The 15,097-nt window shown below is 70.6% G+C and carries 15 protein-coding genes; 8 read left to right on the top strand and 7 right to left on the bottom strand.

From position 1 onward, the window contains the following. Positions 1–25: 25 nt before the first annotated feature. Positions 26–1,492 carry a glycerol kinase GlpK gene (glpK, locus tag EOV43_RS10010; RefSeq protein WP_128221155.1) on the bottom strand — a complete coding sequence of 489 codons (1,467 nt, stop codon included), beginning with the start codon at positions 1,490–1,492 and terminating at the stop codon, positions 26–28. A 266-nt stretch (positions 1,493–1,758) separates the two neighbouring features. Between glpK and EOV43_RS10005 the strand changes: the two genes are divergently transcribed. Then, a complete protein-coding gene (locus EOV43_RS10005) occupies positions 1,759–3,093 on the top strand; it encodes a class II 3-deoxy-7-phosphoheptulonate synthase (protein WP_128221154.1) in 1,335 nt (444 codons plus the stop codon). 186 nt (positions 3,094–3,279) lie between these two features. Continuing rightward, complete coding sequence (locus EOV43_RS10000) at positions 3,280–4,290, top strand: threonine aldolase family protein (RefSeq protein WP_277745783.1); 1,011 nt, start codon at positions 3,280–3,282, stop codon at positions 4,288–4,290. A 67-nt stretch (positions 4,291–4,357) separates the two neighbouring features. Here EOV43_RS10000 and EOV43_RS09995 read toward each other — a convergent pair whose 3' ends face one another. From EOV43_RS09995 to pknB, 3 genes are read right to left on the bottom strand one after another with little or no spacing between them, the layout of a single operon-like run. Further along, the gene (locus EOV43_RS09995) at positions 4,358–5,347 is read right to left on the bottom strand and encodes a DMT family transporter (protein ID WP_239022071.1); all 990 of its coding nucleotides are present in this window, start codon (positions 5,345–5,347) and stop codon (positions 4,358–4,360) included. Beyond that, on the bottom strand, positions 5,344–6,303 hold the full coding sequence (locus EOV43_RS09990; protein WP_239022070.1) for a deoxyribonuclease IV: 960 nt from the start codon (positions 6,301–6,303) through the stop codon (positions 5,344–5,346). Before EOV43_RS09990 ends, EOV43_RS09995 begins: the two co-directional genes overlap by 4 nt. Positions 6,304–6,359: 56 nt before the next feature. Further along, a complete protein-coding gene (gene pknB, locus EOV43_RS09985) occupies positions 6,360–8,456 on the bottom strand; it encodes a Stk1 family PASTA domain-containing Ser/Thr kinase (protein ID WP_128221153.1) in 2,097 nt (698 codons plus the stop codon). A gap of 191 nt (positions 8,457–8,647) precedes the next feature. Between pknB and EOV43_RS09980 the strand changes: the two genes are divergently transcribed. From EOV43_RS09980 to EOV43_RS09970, 3 genes are read left to right on the top strand one after another with little or no spacing between them, the layout of a single operon-like run. Then, positions 8,648–9,016, top strand: coding sequence for an Rv2175c family DNA-binding protein (locus tag EOV43_RS09980; RefSeq protein WP_128221152.1), 369 nt, complete (start codon positions 8,648–8,650; stop codon positions 9,014–9,016). Further along, positions 9,016–9,627 carry a guanyl-specific ribonuclease gene (locus EOV43_RS15590; protein WP_206611308.1) on the top strand — a complete coding sequence of 204 codons (612 nt, stop codon included), beginning with the start codon at positions 9,016–9,018 and terminating at the stop codon, positions 9,625–9,627. Before EOV43_RS09980 ends, EOV43_RS15590 begins: the two co-directional genes overlap by 1 nt. Beyond that, on the top strand, positions 9,624–10,046 hold the full coding sequence (locus tag EOV43_RS09970) for a barstar family protein (RefSeq protein ID WP_128221151.1): 423 nt from the start codon (positions 9,624–9,626) through the stop codon (positions 10,044–10,046). Before EOV43_RS15590 ends, EOV43_RS09970 begins: the two co-directional genes overlap by 4 nt. Positions 10,047–10,073: 27 nt before the next feature. Here the strand turns inward: EOV43_RS09970 and EOV43_RS09965 are convergent, their stop codons facing one another. Further along, positions 10,074–11,174 (bottom strand): polyprenyl synthetase family protein, encoded by a 1,101-nt coding sequence (locus EOV43_RS09965; protein WP_239022069.1) that lies wholly within the window; start codon positions 11,172–11,174, stop codon positions 10,074–10,076. Between the two features lie 130 nt (positions 11,175–11,304). On the opposite strand from EOV43_RS09965, the gene EOV43_RS09960 reads away from it, so the two are divergent. Then, positions 11,305–11,946, top strand: a complete 642-nt coding sequence (locus EOV43_RS09960; RefSeq protein ID WP_164878695.1) for an SIMPL domain-containing protein — start codon at positions 11,305–11,307, stop codon at positions 11,944–11,946. 76 nt (positions 11,947–12,022) lie between these two features. Here the strand turns inward: EOV43_RS09960 and EOV43_RS09955 are convergent, their stop codons facing one another. Together EOV43_RS09955 and EOV43_RS09950 are read right to left on the bottom strand one after the other, a co-directional pair. Beyond that, positions 12,023–13,393: a phytoene desaturase family protein gene (locus EOV43_RS09955; protein WP_128221148.1), complete on the bottom strand. Its 1,371-nt coding sequence runs from the start codon at positions 13,391–13,393 to the stop codon at positions 12,023–12,025. A 44-nt stretch (positions 13,394–13,437) separates the two neighbouring features. Beyond that, the gene (locus tag EOV43_RS09950; protein WP_128221147.1) at positions 13,438–13,797 is read right to left on the bottom strand and encodes an ArsC/Spx/MgsR family protein; all 360 of its coding nucleotides are present in this window, start codon (positions 13,795–13,797) and stop codon (positions 13,438–13,440) included. A 158-nt stretch (positions 13,798–13,955) separates the two neighbouring features. On the opposite strand from EOV43_RS09950, the gene EOV43_RS09945 reads away from it, so the two are divergent. Both EOV43_RS09945 and EOV43_RS09940 read left to right on the top strand, forming a co-directional pair. Continuing rightward, positions 13,956–14,420 carry a hypothetical protein gene (locus EOV43_RS09945; protein ID WP_128221146.1) on the top strand — a complete coding sequence of 155 codons (465 nt, stop codon included), beginning with the start codon at positions 13,956–13,958 and terminating at the stop codon, positions 14,418–14,420. Positions 14,421–14,651: 231 nt separating this feature from the next. Next, on the top strand, positions 14,652–15,065 hold the full coding sequence (locus EOV43_RS09940) for a DUF6504 family protein (protein WP_206611307.1): 414 nt from the start codon (positions 14,652–14,654) through the stop codon (positions 15,063–15,065). Positions 15,066–15,097 lie beyond the last annotated feature (32 nt).

Genomic DNA, 15,097 nt, shown 5'->3' with positions numbered 1-15,097 from the left:
AGGTCTGCAGGCACTGGGATCGGGCTCAGGCCCAGGACTTGGACCGCTCCACCGCGTCACGCCACTTCGCGTACCCCGCGTCAGCAGCGGTGCGATCGCCGGTCGGTTCGAAGCGGCGCTGCAGCTTCCAGGTGGCCCGCAGCGCGTCGGTCGAGGGCCACACACCGGTGCCGAGCCCGGCCAGGAACGCTGCCCCCAGCGCTGTGGTCTCGACGATCTCGGGCCGTTCCACCGGCACGCCGACCTGGTCGGCCTGGAGCGCGCAGAGCAGGTCGTTGGCAGCCGCGCCGCCGTCCACGCGTAGCGTCTGGACCGACGGCATGGTGTCGAGGACGTCGCGCACCTCGTAGGCGATCGCTTCCAACGTCGCACGGACGACGTGGGCGCGAGTGGTGCCGCGGTGCATCCCGATCAGCAGCCCCCGGGCGTGCGGGTCCCAGTGGGGAGCACCGAGCCCGGTGAGGGCAGGGACGAAGACGACACCGTCACTGTCGGGGACGGTGCGTGCGATCGGTTCGGCCTCGGCGGCCGCCCCGATGATCTGCAGGCCGTCGCGCAGCCACTGGACCGCGGAGCCGGTGACAAAGATCGACCCTTCGAGCGCGTAGGTGGTCTCGCCCGACGGGCTGCGCCACGCGGCGGTGGAGAGCAGTCCGGCGTCGGAGCGCACCACCTCGGTGCCGGTGTTGGTGAGCAGGAACGAGCCGGTGCCGTAGGTGCACTTGGTGTCGCCGACCTCGAAGCAGGTCTGGCCGAACAGCGCTGCCTGCTGGTCCCCGGCGATGCCGGCCACAGGCAGGGTCAGACCGCAGTAGGAGCGTGCGTCGGTCTCGCCGATGACGCCCCAGCTCGGCACGATCTCGGGCAGGGCGTCACGCGGGACCCCGAAGAGTTCGCACAGTTCGTCTGACCAGTCGCAGGTCTCGAGGTCCATCAGCAGGGTGCGCGAGGCGTTGGAGACGTCGGTGACGTGCCAGGTGCCGCGCGTCATCCGGGCGATCAGGTAGGAGTCGACGGTGCCGACCGCGTACCGACCGGACTCCACCAGCGACCAGGTGTGGGGTTCGTGCTCGCGCAGCCACGCCAGCTTGGTGGCGGAGAAGTAGGGGTCCAGGCGCAGTCCGGTGAGTTCACTGACGCGGCCCTCGTGGCCAGCCTCGCGCAGTCGGGTGCAGATCTCGGCGCTGCGTCGGTCCTGCCAGACGATCGCGCGACGCGGGGAGCCGAGCGTCTCGCGGTCCCACAGGACGACGGTCTCGCGCTGGTTGGTGATGCCGATCGCAGTGAGCTCGGAACGGTCGATCTGGGTCAGCACCTCGCGGGTGGCGGAGACGCAGGCCTGCCAGATCTCCTCGGGTGCGTGCTCGACCCAGCCGGGGGCGGGGAAGTGCTGGGCGAACTCCTGGTAGCCGCGGGCCACGATGTGCCCGTCGGGGGAGACGACCAGTGCGGTCACTCCGGTGGTGCCGGCGTCGATAGCCAGGACTCCCATGTCTGCTCCTCGAGGTGCCGGTGGGCGATCAGGTGCCCCGACCGTCTGTGCCCGTGTGTGTCTGGGGTCCACGCTAGTGCGCCGGGGCGGCTCGACGTCCGCGCGCCCGGGTTCACATCGTGGACAGCACTGAGTGTGTTACAGCGTGACAACGAACACGCCGCAGGTGTGTCACGAGCGTGGGATGGGTGGTCACGGGACGGCACGACGCCCACGATGAGGGTGCCTGTCAAGGATTCACCCACTCCGGACGTAGGCTTGCGCTCGTGACCATTCCGAGCCTCGAAGACCTGAACGCCCTCGGCCGAGTGCAGCAGCCCACCTATGGTGACCCTGCTGCAGTCGCGAGTGCGGTTGCCCGCCTGCGCAACTCGCCGCCGCTGGTCTTTGCCGGTGAGTGCGACGACCTCACGGCCAAGCTGGCCGCGGTGACCCGCGGTGAGGCATTCCTGCTGCAGGGCGGTGACTGCGCCGAGACGTTCGCCGGCGTCACCGCCGACAACGTGAAGAACAAGCTGCGCGTCCTGCTGCAGATGGCCGTCGTGCTGACCTACGCCGCCTCCGTGCCGGTGGTCAAGGTCGGTCGTCTGGCCGGTCAGTACGCCAAGCCGCGTTCCTCCGACACCGAGACCCGCAACGGCGTGACGCTTCCCGCCTACCGCGGTGACTCCGTCAACGGCTTCGACTTCACCGCCGAGGCCCGTCGCCACGACCCGCAGCGCCTCCTGGACACGTACAACAACTCCGCGGCCACGCTGAACCTCGTACGTGCCTTCACCACCGGCGGCTACGCCGACCTGCGTGAGGTCCACTCCTGGAACACCGACTTCGTCCAGGACACCGTCGCTGGTCAGAAGTACGAGAAGCTCGCCACCGAGATCCAGCGCGCCCTCACCTTCATGGAGGCCATCGGAGCCGACCCGGACGAGTTCCACCGCGTCGACTTCTACTCCAGCCACGAGGCCCTGCTGCTCGACTACGAGCACGCCATGACCCGCATCGACTCCCGTACGAACCTTCCGTACGACGTCTCCGCGCACATGGTGTGGATCGGTGAGCGCACCCGTCAGATCAACGGCGCCCACGTCGAGCTGCTCTCCAAGATCCAGAACCCGCTGGGTGTGAAGCTCGGCCCCACGACCACCGCCGACGACGCGCTGGCCCTGGCCGAGAAGCTGAACCCGGAGAACATCCCGGGTCGCCTCACCTTCATCACCCGCTTCGGTGCCGGCAAGATCCGTGAGGGTCTGCAGCCGGTCCTGGAGAAGGTCGCCGCCTCCGGCATCGCGGCCAACTGGATCTGCGACCCCATGCACGGCAACACCTTCGAGGCGTCCTCGGGCTACAAGACCCGTCGCTTCGAGGACGTCATGGAAGAGGTCCAGGGCTTCTTCGACGTCCACCGTGCCGTCGGCACCTGGCCGGGCGGTCTGCACGTCGAGCTCACCGGTGACGACGTCACCGAGTGCATCGGCGGCGGCGAGCTCATCGACGAGGCCGACCTGGCCAACCGTTACGAGTCCGTCTGCGACCCGCGCCTGAGCCGCGTCCAGTCCCTGGAGATGGCGTTCCTCGTGGCCGACATGCTCCGCAAGGCCTGATCGCTCGAGATCGGCCCAGAGCGACACTGCTTCACCGTGCGAGCCCCGTCCCCGTCATGGGGGCGGGGCTCGTCCGTTTCCTCACCCCACTCGCCGGGACGTCATAGGAATCGGTCGCCATGGCGACCGATTCCTATGACGTCCGGCAAGAACGTGCGACGTGTGAGGCGCACGTAGGCTCGTGGGGTGAATGATCTCGTGGACCTTCGCTCCGACACCCTCACTGCCCCCACCGACTCGATGCGTGCCGCGATGGCCTCTGCCGAGGTCGGCGACGACGTCTACGGCGAGGACCCCACGGTCCGTCGTCTCGAGGAACGCGTCGCTGAACTCTTCGGTCACGAGGACGCCCTGTTCTGCCCCACCGGCTCGTTGGCCAACGTCCTGGCCGTCGGTCTCGTCGTCGCTCCCGGCGAGGAACTGATCTGTGAGTCCTCCGCCCACGTCGCGCGCGCCGAACTCGGTGCCCACGCGGTCCTGGGAGGGGTCACCACGCGCACGTGGACGCACCCGCGGGGTCTCGTCGACGTCGACGCCGTCCGCGGCCTCTACGCCCCCGACATGGGACCGTTCTTCGTCCGCACGGCCGCGATCGCGGTCGAGAACACCCACAACTTCGCCGGCGGCACCGTGCAGCCCCTGGAGAGCCTCCAGGGGCTGCGTGCGTTCGCCGACGAGGTCGGCACCAAGATCCACATGGACGGCGCCCGGATCTGGAACGCCCACGTCGCCACCGGCACCCCGCTGAGTACCTACGGCGCGGTCGCCGACGTGATGGCGGTCTGCCTCTCCAAGGGCCTCGGAGCGCCGATCGGTTCGCTCGTCGTCGGTGACGCTGACGCGATGGCCGCCGCCCGCGTGCGCCGCAAGCGCCTCGGCGCCGGCATGCGTCAGGTCGGCATCCTGGCCGCCGCCGGCCTGCACGCCCTCGACCACCACGTCGAGCGTCTCGCTGACGACCACGCGCACGCCCAGTTGCTCGCCGACGCGATGGGCGTCGACCCCGCCGGCGTGGAGACCAACATCGTCGTCGCGCAGGTCCCGGACGCTGCGGCCGTCGTCGCGCAGGCCAAGTCCCAGGGCGTCCTGGTCAGCGCCGTGGGACCGCGTACCGTGCGCGCCGTGACACACCTGGGAGTCGACCGGGCGGGCGCTGAAACAGCAGCGCGGGTGCTCGGTGGCCTCCTGCCTGCCTGATACCGGCGGCGTCGGGAGGCGCGGAGCACCCGCGCACGCTTGGGGTCCATCGCAGGACCGACAGAGATCATAAGGCCTGATCGGCCGAATGCACTTCTCGGGTACGGCGTGGCGTGATCTCCACCACGAGCATCGCGGCCAGCACCAGCGCGCCACCCAGCAGGAGGCGTCCGCTCAGGTCGTCGTCACCGGCTCCGACGGCGAACGTCGAGGCGAAGACGGGCTCCAGGCTCATGATGATCGCGGCACGTGCTGCGGGCAGATGAGCCTGGGCCCAGGTCTGCACCAGCAGTGCCAACGCGGCCGGGACCAACGCCATGTAGACCAGCGCGATCCAGTCCTGACGGTTGTCGGGCAGCACCACGCCGTTGGGTGCGGTGAAGACGAAGCAGATCGCCGAGATCACCAGCAGTTGGATGATCGCGAGACCGAACGCCTCCTCGGGGCGTGACCATGCTCCGAGCGCCACGATGTGCGCGGCGAACAGCACCGAGGCCACCAGCGTGATCGCCTCGCCGGTGCCGAGGGAGACACCCTGCAGGGTCAGCACGCCCAGACCGACGGTGGCCAGCACGACGGCTGCCCATGTCGTCGTCGAGATCCGGTCGCGCAGCAGCCACGCAGCCAGCAACGGCGTGAACACGACGTACATGCCGGTGATGAAGCCGCTGACGCTGGCCGAGGTGTTGGCCAGTCCCATCGTCTGCAGCATCTGCGCGAACCCGTACAGCGCACCGAGCACGACGGCCTGACGACGCGTCGAGCGCGTCATTCGGCCCACGGCCTTCGGGAAGACGGCCAGCAGCACCAGACCGGCCAGCAGGAACCGGACGGCGAGGAAGTCGAGGGCCGGGACCCGGTCGAGTAGGTCCTTGATCAGGAAGAAGGTCGAGCCCCACGAGGCGGTGACCAACACCAGTGCCACGGTGGCGAGCAGCACCGTACGACGCGACGCCGAGGGGCGTGCGTCGTCGAGGCTGGTTGCCGAGGTGGCGTCGGAGATCTCCTCCCCGTGGGTGTCCGTGGTCGTCCGGGCCCGAGCTCCGGACGTGCTCACGACAGGGCTTCTGCGCGCAGGCGCTTGAGCGTGGCGATGTCGTCGTTGCCGAGCTCGCGCGACCCGGGGGTCTCCAGCACGAACGGAACGCCGGCCATGCCGGGGTGCGCGAACAGTTCGCGGAACGCGTCGACGCCGATGTGGCCCGCACCGATGTTCTGGTGACGGTCCTTGAACGCGCCACGCACGTCCATCGAGTCGTTGGCGTGCACCAGACGCAGACGGCCCACGCCACCGATCTCGGTGATCCGGTCCACCGCACGGGTGGCCCCACCGATCTCGTCGAGCGGTTCACCGGCCGCGAAGACGTGGCAGGTGTCGAGGCAGACGCCGGCCTTGGGGTGCAGGTCGACGGCACCCAGGTAGTGGACGAGGTCCTCGACCCCGGCGCACAGCGAACGGCCCTGGCCAGCGGTCGGTTCCAGGAGCAGCGAGGGGCCGTCGTCGTCGAGGTCCTCGAGGATCGGGAGCAGTGCCTCGCGGACCTGCGTCATCGCGGCGGCGAACTTCTCCGGCGACCCGTCCTTGTCGACGAACGAACCCGTGTGCACGACGACGCCCTCGGCGCCGATCTCGGCGGCACGCTTGAGGTTGTGGGCCAGCACCGCGGCCGACTTCTCGTAGGTGGCCGGGGTGGGCGAGCCGAGGTTCACCAGGTACGGGGCGTGGATGAAGGTGCGCATCCCACGTCGTTCGGTCTCGGCCCGGAACGCGGCGTCGACCTTCGGGTCACCGGCCGAGTGGGCCCACCCGCGCGGGTTGCCGACGAAGACCTGGATCGTTTCGGCGCCCAACTCGTCGGCCGAGGCCAGCGCACCGGCGACCAGGCCCTTGCCGACCTGGACGTGGGTGCCGACGGGGTTGCGGAACTGCGGATCGGTGCTGGTGCGGGCTGCCGTGAAGGCTGCTCCGGCCGCGCTCGCCGTCCGGGGGTCGATGGGGGGAGTCGGTGTCACCGGGCCACTGTAGGTGGCCCGGCGAGCCCCGACGGAATCGGTTGTGGGCTGCTGCCTCAGACGATTTCGAGCGTGATCGTGGAGCCCTTGGGAGCCTTCTTGCCGCCGCCGGGATTGGTGCCCGCGACGTACTGCAGACCCAGGTAGATGGTGGCCTTCTTGGTGACCACCTTGAAGCCCAACGCCTCGAGCTTCGCGGTGGCATCAGCCACGCCGGAACTGCGCAGGTTGGGGACGGTGATCATCTCGGGGCCGTCGGAGACCACCAGGGTGACGGTGTCGCCGCGGTAGAGGGTGCCCGAGGTGGGGGTCTGGCGGATGACCTTGCCCTTGTCGACGGTGTCGGAGAACTCCTTCGACGTCTTCACCTCGAGACCGGCCTTGGCGAAGGACGCGGCAGCCTTGTCAGCGTCCTTGCCGGTCTGGTCGCTGACCTTGATCGGCTTGCGGCCCTTCGAGATCACGAGGTCGACGGCCTTGCCGGCGTGCAGCACGGTCCCGGCGTCGGGAGCGGTGGAGATGATCCGGCCCTTCTCGACCACCTCGTGGTAGGTCTCCTTCTCCTCGCCGACGTCGAGCTTGAACTGACGCAGCACGGCGGACGCCTCGTCGAGCGTCTTGCCGGTGAGGTCGGGGAGCTCGTACTCCTCGGGGCCGCGGGACACGACGTACGTCACCTGGCCGCCGCGCAGGATCTGCTCGCCCGGTCCGGGGTCGGTGCTGACGACGACGCCGGCAGCGACCTCGTCGGAGAAGACCGCTTCGCCCTCGACCGGGACCATGCCGGCGCCGGTGATCGTCTCCACGGCCTCGGCCGAGGTCAGGGAGACCACACCAGGGGTCTCGACGTAACGCCCCATCCCGAACCACCACGCGCCACCGCCGACGGCGAGCGCGAGCACGAGAGCCACGACGAGCGTGACCGGTCCGCCGCGACGGCGACGCCGCTGGCCCTGCGAGGCGTCGAGAGCCTGGAGGTGGTCGTCGAAGGTGGGGGAGGCTTCGCCGCTGCCGCCGCCAGCACCGCTGTGCCCGGCGTCCGGGGTGAGGGTGTCGGTGGGGTAGGAGTGTGTGCCCGTGCCCGTGCCCGTGCCCGTGCCCGTGCCGGACACCGACAGGACGCTGGTGTGCTCGGTCGGGGCGGCAGCGGCTCCCGTGCCGGCGGCGGTCAGGCCGGTACCGACGACGGTGGTCATCTCCACCGGCGCGTGCGCCTGGGCAGGCCGCTCCGGGCGGACGTACTGACGTCGGGGGAGCAGGTCCTCGACCAGCTCGGGGTCGGAAGCGACGCCCTGGGTGAGCGCGAGACCGACCCGACGCAGGTGCTGCAGCAGCACCGAGGCGTCGGACGGGCGCACCTCGACGTCGCGGGCACAGGCGCGCAGCACCAGGGCGTCGACGTAGTCCGGGATCCCGGCCACGAGGCTGGAGGGGGAGGGCACGTCGGTGTTCACGTGCGCGTAGGCGATCTGCATCGGGCTCTCGCCCTCGTGCGGCTTGCGGCCGGTGAGGAGCTCGAAGAGGACGACGCCCACCGCGTACACGTCGACGCGTTCATCGACCCGTCCGGTGCTCATCACCTCGGGAGCGAGGTAGGAGACGCTGCCGATCACGACGCCGGTGGCGGTGTACTGGGTGGCGGTGTTGACGGCACGGGCCAGACCGAAGTCGGCCACCTTGGGGCGTTCGGGCTCGCCCGGTGCGCTCCGCGCCATCAGCACGTTCTCGGGCTTGACGTCACGGTGCACCACGCCGGCCCGGTGTGCGGCGGCGAGCGCCTGGACGATCGGCTCGACCTGCGCGACCGCAGCTGCCGGCGTCATCGGGGCGTGCTCGCGTACGACGTCACGCAGGGTACGTCCCGGGACGTACTCCATCGCGAGGAAGAGGGTGCCGTGGTCGTCGCCCTGGTCGTGGACCGCGACGACGTTGGGGTGGGTGAGGCGGGCGGCGGCGCGGGCCTCGCGCACGAACCTCTCCACGAACGTGGGGTCCTCGCCCATGCCGGGATGCATCACCTTGACCGCGACGGTGCGTTCGAGCCGCAGGTCGTGGGCGCGGTACACGGCGGCCATGCCGCCGCGAGCGATGCGGGACTCGATCCGGTAGCGGCCGTCGAGCACGCGACCCAGCATCGGGTCGTGCGGGTCCACGGACGCACGCTGCTGCGTGTGTTCGTTCGACTCCACCACGGGGACCTCCAGATCGTCGGGCGGTGGTGGGTCGTGCTCCGGAACTTCTCCCCGGCGGCCACCGCTGGAGCAATGGTAGTGACGGGTGCGGCGAGGACGTGCCTGCACGCGCCGATCGGGCGGAGAGGGGCTGACGTCACTACGATGGGTGTATGGACGCACCTCTCGCTGACGCTGACCTCGAAACCCTCGTCCCGGAGTGGATCGACTGGTCTGCCGCCGGAAAGATCCTCACGGTCTCCGTGGGCCGCGTGCGCACGATGATCCGTGAGCACCAGCTGGCCCAGGCTGTCCCGTCTCCCGGACGTGGCCAGCTGATCCCGGCGCTGTTCTTCCAGGACGGTGAGGTCGTCAAGGGCCTCTCCGGCCTCATCACGATGATGCACGACGGTGGCTACGACGACCGCGAGATCATCGCGTGGCTCTACTCCGACCTCGAGCTCCCGGGCCGTCCGATCGACGCCCTGCGTGAGAACCGCGGTTCCGAGGTGAAGCGCCGCGCCCAGGCGATGGCCTTCTGATGACGCAGGCCAGCAGCGGCCGCGGGCGCCGCACCGGGATCCGTTCGACCCTCGGAGCAGTGCTCGCCGGCCTGCTGGCCGTCGTGGTCTGGTGGTTCCAGGGATCGGGTGACGACACCCCCGCGCCCGACGCCACCTCGCTCTCGCCCGGCGTCTCGTCCTCGGCCTCGCCGGGCACCGACGCCCCCAGTGCGAGCAGCACCCCCTCGCCCTCGGCCGGCGGCACCCAGACGCGTGGCCCCTCTGCTTCTCCGTCGGTCACCGCCAAGCCGACCGCCAAGCCGACCGCCAAGCCGTCGGCTCCGGCCCGCGCCGCCGTCGACGAGCACGGCCTGCGCTACGTCGATGCCGCCTCCCTGCCCGACCCGGCCGGGGACGTGCTCGCCGCGATCGACGCCGGCGGCCCCTTCAGGTACACCCCCAAGGACGGTTCGTCCTTCGGCAACTTCGAGGGTGTGCTCCCGCAGCAGCGCCGCGGCTACTACCGCGAGTACACCGTCGAGACCCCCGGTGTGTCCCACCGCGGGGCGCGCCGCATCGTCACCGGTGCGGGCGGTGAGTTCTACTGGACCGACGACCACTACGCCTCGTTCGAGAGGATCCGACGATGAGCGGGCTCGCTCCTCTGCTCGCCGGACGTGAACGCCCCGACGTCTGGACCTGGGGATCGAACATGCGCGTCGACGTAGTGCGTGAGGTCGTCGAGGCCGCGGGCTGGGACCTCGTCGTCCTGGACGGCGCGTTCTTCGGCGACCGCACCGGATTCCTCGCCGCAGCGGGGGAGGCCTTCGCCTTCCCCGAGCACTACGGCGCCAACTTCGACGCCTTCGCCGACCTGCTCGACGACATCGCACGACCCACCCTGCTGCTCTTCGACGCCTGGGGTGCCTACGCCCGCGAGGACGAGAAGTGGTTCGGCGTCACGCTGAGGATCCTGCGTGAGCGGGCCCGCCGCGACGACCTCCCGGTCTTCGCGGCACTGCTGCGCGGCCCGGGACCGGACGTCCCCGGGCTCGCCGCGATCGACTGAACCGACGCTGCCGACAGGCGCGTGCGGTCAGAGTGCACGCTGGGTGGCGTCGATCGCCAGACGGCGCAGCACCGCCGTCGCTCCGGGGGCGAGCTCTGCGCGCTCAAGGCCGACCAGGCACTGCTCGGTGAGCGCCGTGATGGTCTCCTCCACCGCGGCCTCGGCACCGGAGTCGGTGATGATGCGACGCAGTTCGGCGACAGCCGCTTCGTCGAGCGGGTGACCCAGCGCCTCGTCGAGCGTGGTCGCGTCCTCGGGCGTCGCACCTGCCAAGGCGTGCGCGACCAGGACGGTGCGCTTGCCCTCGACCAGGTCGTCACCGGCGGGCTTGCCGGTGGTGGCGGGGTCGCCGTAGACGCCGAGCACGTCGTCACGCAGCTGGAAGGCCTCGCCCAAGGGCAGGCCGTAGGCGCTGATCGCGTCCAGGGTCGCGGCGTCCGCACCAGCCAGTGCGGCACCGATGTGGAGGGGGCGTTCGATGGAGTACTTCGCCGACTTGTAGCGCAGCACCGTCATCGCCTCGGTGAGGCCGGCGTGGCCACGGGCCTGGACCGAGACGTCGAGGAACTGGCCCGCGATCACCTCGGTGCGGCACAGGTCGAAGACGTCGAGGGCGGCAGACACCTGAGCGATCGGCAGACCGCAGTGGCGCAGCAACTGCCCCGACCAGGCGAGCAACAGGTCGCCGAGCAGGATCGCGCCGGCCGCGCCGTACTGCACGGTGTCGCCGCGCCAGCCCGCCTCGGCGTGCTCGGCCTCCAGTGCCTTGTGACTCGACGGACGGCCGCGACGGGTGTCGGAGGCGTCCATCAGGTCGTCGTGGACCAGCGCACTGGCCTGGAGGAGCTCCAGGGCGGCGCACGCCTTGACCAGTGCCTCGGGGTTCTCGACCTCGGGACGCACGGCCCGGTAACCCCACCAGCAGAACGCGGCACGGAACCGCTTGCCGCCGCTCAGGGACTCGTGCGCCCGGGCCAGGAGCCGTTCGGCATCTGCTCCCAGATCGGCGAGGACCTCGGCCTGGGAGTCGAGGAACTCGTCGAGGACGCTCTGGACGGAGGCCCGGAAGGAGGCGGCGTCCCAGGTGGAGTCGGTGGGGGTGTCGGCGGTGGCGGAGTGTGCTGGCACGGACCGAGCGTAGCCACTGATGCCCGATCCGGCAGTTCCGGGGACGCGTTCGAAGCCTGTCCGCGATCTCATCGGGACCGGAGCGCCATCGTGGCCGCACGGGCGTGGTCCACGCCACTACGCTCGTTCCATGACGATCAACTCCTCCGGCGGCCTGTCCCACTCTGCTCCCGTGGCCACGGTCAGCGTGGTCGGAACCGGCTCGGTGGCGGTGGTTCCGGACGCCGCACGGCTCAGGGTCGCGGCCTCGGCCAGCGCCCCCACGGTCGCCGGGGCCAGCGAGGCGCTCGCCGTCGCCGTCGGCCGTCTGTTCGACGTGGCCAAGGAGGTCGTCGATGCCCGCCGGGTCGTCTCCTCCGGCCTGCAGGTCTGGCCCCGCCACGACAACGACGGGCGAATGATGGGGGCCGAGGCGAGCCAGCAGGTGACGGTGCTGTGCCCGGCTCTGGACGTGGCGTCTGCGCTGGTCTCCCGACTCGCGGAGACGGTGGGGGACGGGCTGCGCGTCGACGGCCTCGACCTCGAGGTCAGCGATCCTTCCCAGGCCGTGCTCGAAGCCCGCGAGAACGCCTTCGTCGACGCTCGTGAACGCGCCGAGCACCTGGCAGCGCTCTCGGGCCGGGAACTCGGTGAGGTCCTGACCGTGGTGGAGGGCGACGGCGGAGGTTCACCGTTCCCGGCCGGCGCGAGGATGGCACTGGCCGCGATGCCGGTGGAGGCCGGCGAACGTCAGGTCACGGCGTCACTGCGGGTGACCTGGTTGCTGGTCTGAGTTGCTGGTCTGAGTTGCTCGTCTGACGTCCCGGCCACGGCGGGCGGCTCGGGGGAGATGGCTCGGGGGAGACGGCTCAGGCGGGTCCGATCGCCTGGGCCACCAGCGATCCCGACAGGCCGGTGAACGGGACGCCCGAACCGGGGGTCGCGTGCGCCCCGGCCATGTGGAGTCCGGCGATCGGGGTCCGGGCACCGGGCCGTCGTCGTACGGTGCGGCGGCCGTCCCAGGCGAGTCCCAGCGGGGAGCCGCCCCAGGTCTGTGCCAGGTCAGTGCCGCTGCGGTGGATGCTGAGGACGATGTCGTCGCGCAGGTCGACACCGCGGGCCGCGAGGGTGTCGAGGACCTGCTCGGCCGCGATGCCGCGCGAGACCACGGTGACGGCCCGCCCGTCGTCGGGGGCCGACCCGCTGGGGCGCACCAGCAGCAGTTCGCCGGCTCCGCGACGGGCCCGACGCCCGGTGGCCACGTCGGCCTCGGCGCGCGGGCCGTGCAGCACGAGGTCACCGACCAGCTCGTCACCGAACTGGTCGGCCAGGACCGAGCCGGGACGCAGCCCCAGATGCAGTTGGTCGGGCAGGGACGTGGTGGCGGTGCCACGCACGAACCGGCGCAGCGAGGGGAGGTGGCGGGGATCGATACCCACCACCACGGCGTCGGCGTCGATCTCACCGTCGGCGGTACGGACCGCGACGGCACGCCCCTCACGCACGACGACGTCGAGCACGGCGGTGTCGGTGAGGACCTCGACCTTGCGGGTCTTCATCCGCGACCCCATCAGGTCACCGAGCGCACCCAAGCCGCCGGGGACCGTCCAGACGCCGAAGTTCTGCTCCAGGTAGGAGTGCATGCCGGCCCACACCGGCACCCGCGTCAGGTCGTGTCCGTCGACGGTGTGCGGGTGCGCCGCGACCAGACGGGCGCGGGCGTCGGGGAGAGCTCGCTCCAGGTGGGCGGCAAGCGTGGCGCGCTCGGCGAGCAGACGCGTGGTTTCGGGGTGTGCCAGGTCGGGGTTCCAGGGGCGCTCGATCCAGTCCCGACGCAGTCGTTCCCAGACAGTGCCGTAGGGGTCGACGAGCTTCACCCAAGCATCGCCCAGACCGGGGGCCAGCGTCTCGAACTCAGCCTTCTGGGCAGCCCGGGAGCCGCCGGTCAGACGCAGGCGGGTGCCGTCGGCGAACCGGTGTTCACGCACGACGTCGAGGGGGACCAGTTCGGTCTCGCGTTCGAGGGGACGGCCCGACTTGCGGAACAGGTCACGCACGACGGCGGGCAGCAGGGTGTGGGTGGGGCCGGTGTCGAAGATGTGGCCCTCGACCTCGATCCGCCCGAGCGCTCCGCCCAGGGACGTCGAACGTTCCACCAGGGTGACCTGGTGCCCCATCTTCGCCAGACGGGCGGCCGCGGCCATGCCGCCGAAACCGCCACCGACCACCACGACTCGCATGCCACTGAGGTTAACGAGCCGAGGGGGTCGGGGCCGACTCGGGATCAGCTCTGCTGGGCCTCGATCACCCGGGTCAGGGACTCCTCGTCGCGTCCGACCACGGTGGTGCCGTCGTCGGCAGTGATGAGCGGACGCTGGATCGCACGGGGGTTCACCACGAGGGCTTCCAGCCATTCCTGGCGGTGATCGGCGTCCTTGGGCAGGGTGATTCCGGCCTCCTTCGTCTCCTTCGGGCGGGCCACGTGCCACGGTTCGACTCCGAGGCGGTCGACGACGGCGCCGAGTTCCTCGGCGGTGGGCGGCTCCTCGAGGTAGCGCCGCACGGTGTACTCCACGCCGGCCTCGTCGAGCGCGGAACGAGCGGTACGGCACTTGCTGCAGGCAGGGTTGAGCCAGATCTCCATGAGGGGAGTGTAGGAGGTGCTCCGGCGGCGCCCGGGGGGACGAACCGGACTCGGCACCGGGTTGCCGGGTGCCGATTCCGGACTCGGCACCACAGCGCCGGTACCGTAGGCGGCGGGCCCGACACCGCGTCGTGGCCCGTTGTCGGAGGAGTTGCTCGATGATCGAACGTCCGTCCACGGTGCGCGGTGCACTGGCCGCCACCTGGGTCCTGAGTGCAGCGGCCGGTGTGGTCACGCTGCTCGTGTGGATCATGCGTGACGACCTCGTGCTCGCTTGGGCGGAGGGCAACCGCAGTGCCCGCGCGATCCTGCGCGAGGGCGGCATCGAGGCGGTCGAGGCCAATCTGGAGGTCCCCGGGTTCGTTCCGGTGGTGGTCACCTCCTACGTGGTGCTGCTGATGCTGGTGGCGGTCTTCGCGGTCTTCTTCGCCGGTGGTTTCCGGTGGGGCCAGATCGGTCTCGCGGCCGTGGCACTCTTCGGCGCGTTCCTTGCGGTGCTCTGCATCGCCAGTGGCATCCCGGTGCTCTTCGAGGTGCTCTCCGGCGTGATGATCGCGCTCTGCCTGGGCCTGCTGGTCCTGCTGCTGCACCCGCGCACCCTCGGCTGGTTGCGCGAGGTCTGAGCCTCGCTCCGACCTCACGGTCGACGTCTTCGCGACGCCCGGTCTCCTTGGTGGGAGGCCGGGCGTCGTTGCATTTCCCTGGGCTCGCCGGGGGGACTGGGGGTCGCCGGTGGCGGTGCGAACCAAAGATGTCGGAGGGCACTCCTACCTTGAAAGCAGTTCGAACAAATGTTCGAATCGATCTCCCGGGGGTGCCCCGCGGGATCGTCGCTCAAGTGCTCAGGAGGCGTCATGAGGCGTTACGACGACCAGGTCGAGGTGCGGACCGAGGAGGGGCGTCAGGGTCGTCCTGCCCAGCCCGAGCCCGCCCAGTTCCTGTGGCGTGGCCAGCTCTGGCAGGTGCGTGACGTACTCGCGCACTGGATCGAGACCGGGGAGTGGTGGCGCAGCGACCGCGCCCGAGCCGTGGCGGGGACCGAAGTCGTCAACGGGCGGACGGCTCCGGGCGTTGCGAGTGCCCCGGCTGAACAGCGCGGTCCAGCAGAGGCGTTCGCCGACCTGCTGCGCGAACGCGAGGTCTGGCGGGTCGAGGCCCGTCGTCCCGAGATCGGCACCGGTGAACGCCGGGTGGTCCGGGCCGGCGTCTTCGACCTCGCCCACGACCACGCAGCAGGCCGCTGGCAGCTCGTCTCCTGCTCGGACTGACCCCGACCATGCCTTGACCGAGCCCAGCCCAA

This window comes from Nocardioides yefusunii (genome assembly GCF_004014875.1).
GTDB lineage: Bacteria > Actinomycetota > Actinomycetes > Propionibacteriales > Nocardioidaceae > Nocardioides > Nocardioides yefusunii.
The sequence above is the reverse complement of the archived record's forward strand: the minus strand, read 5'-3'. Positions and strand labels throughout refer to the sequence as shown.